The following is a 1,281-nucleotide window of genomic DNA, read 5'->3' on the forward strand; positions in this document are numbered from 1 at the left end:
CTTTACCACACACCCTTCATCACTGACTTGGTTATGGCCCCAGCGGGGAGGCCGCCGATGAGCTTGCAAAACGAACCACTAACGCCTGAGGAAGGTTACGCTGAAACCGCTTACCGGGCTGAGGCTATTCCTGAGCAGAGTTATGCCCCCAAAAACGAGAGGCTTAGTGGGCGCATTTTAGAAACCCGCATGCCCTGGGGCAGTTATCTGGGGGTTAATCCGACTATTTATCAGTACTCGGAAAGCTGGTTTCGAGAGTATCAATATATTGGCGATGACTATCATGATCACACCATGATCAATGAGAGGCGCTGGTCGCAATATGTCGATGAGAACTTGGGTGCGGTATATCGTATATGTCGATTTCTTCTTTTTCTTTACTCACACGGCTTTAGTCTTATCTTACCAGGAGGAGGGCGTGCTGGGGGGGGGGCTTTTTTTACGGTAATTACAGCCTTATGCACAATACTATTTATCTTTGCTGCTGACACATTACGGCAAGCTTTTACACCTCTTGCTATTGTATTGGCGATTTGTGGATCAGCCACTTTTATTCTCTACTTCTGGGATAAATACGAACTTAGATTTTATAAACGCAACCGTAACTGGACGGACGACTTAGCTTTCTGTCGTAGTACCGGTATGGTTAAGGCATCTATTGGCGACTTTCCTTTTTACGAATTCGATGCCTATATCGAGATGACTATAGGCACTCAAGGTTCTCAGTTCCACTCGCTCAAAGTGATCCACCGCTACCCCCATCGCAGCCAACTGCCGCATACTAAAGACCCGCTAGAGTTTAGTTTTACTGTGGATGGAAGCATCGCACAGCTGTATGCCGCTTGGGATATGCTGCAGCGCTATATGGATGTTAGTCAGCCATTGCCTGATATTCCCCAAGTTGAACCCTTCCGCCACCTCGATCCGACCACCAAGGCCTATGATGAGGCAGGGAAACGTGGTCGCCCTGCTACCTACTGGCGCGATTTATATGCCAATAGCAGCGAAGAAGAACTCAAGGCATTGCGTGAGGCGCACCGCGCCGAGGTGGACAGCACCATTTGGGGTGGCCGCCCAGACTTGATGGAACTCTCCGTGCCCAACTACCGCGAAACCCGCAAGGGCGAGCCGGAAGACGTCAATGACTTTGGCCGTTTCCCCTGGAAAGCAGGTAAGTTCGTTGACCGGCCGGAAACGACGCCGCCCGCGGATTCAACGGATCAGCAGCCGAACGACGAACACCCACGCTGAGTTCAAATCTGCCAATATCCATTGGTTACC

The 1,281-nt window shown here is 50.6% G+C and carries 1 protein-coding gene; it reads left to right on the plus strand.

Going from position 1 to position 1,281, the window contains the following annotated elements; genetic code table 11:
• Window positions 1–1,251: hypothetical protein (locus CPA45_RS22450; RefSeq protein WP_208858587.1), on the plus strand; the 1,251-nt coding region annotated here is incomplete at its 5' end.
• Between the last annotated feature and the right edge of the window lie 30 nt (window positions 1,252–1,281).

It is taken from the genome of Vreelandella nigrificans, from assembly GCF_002374315.1.
Lineage (GTDB): Bacteria > Pseudomonadota > Gammaproteobacteria > Pseudomonadales > Halomonadaceae > Vreelandella > Vreelandella nigrificans.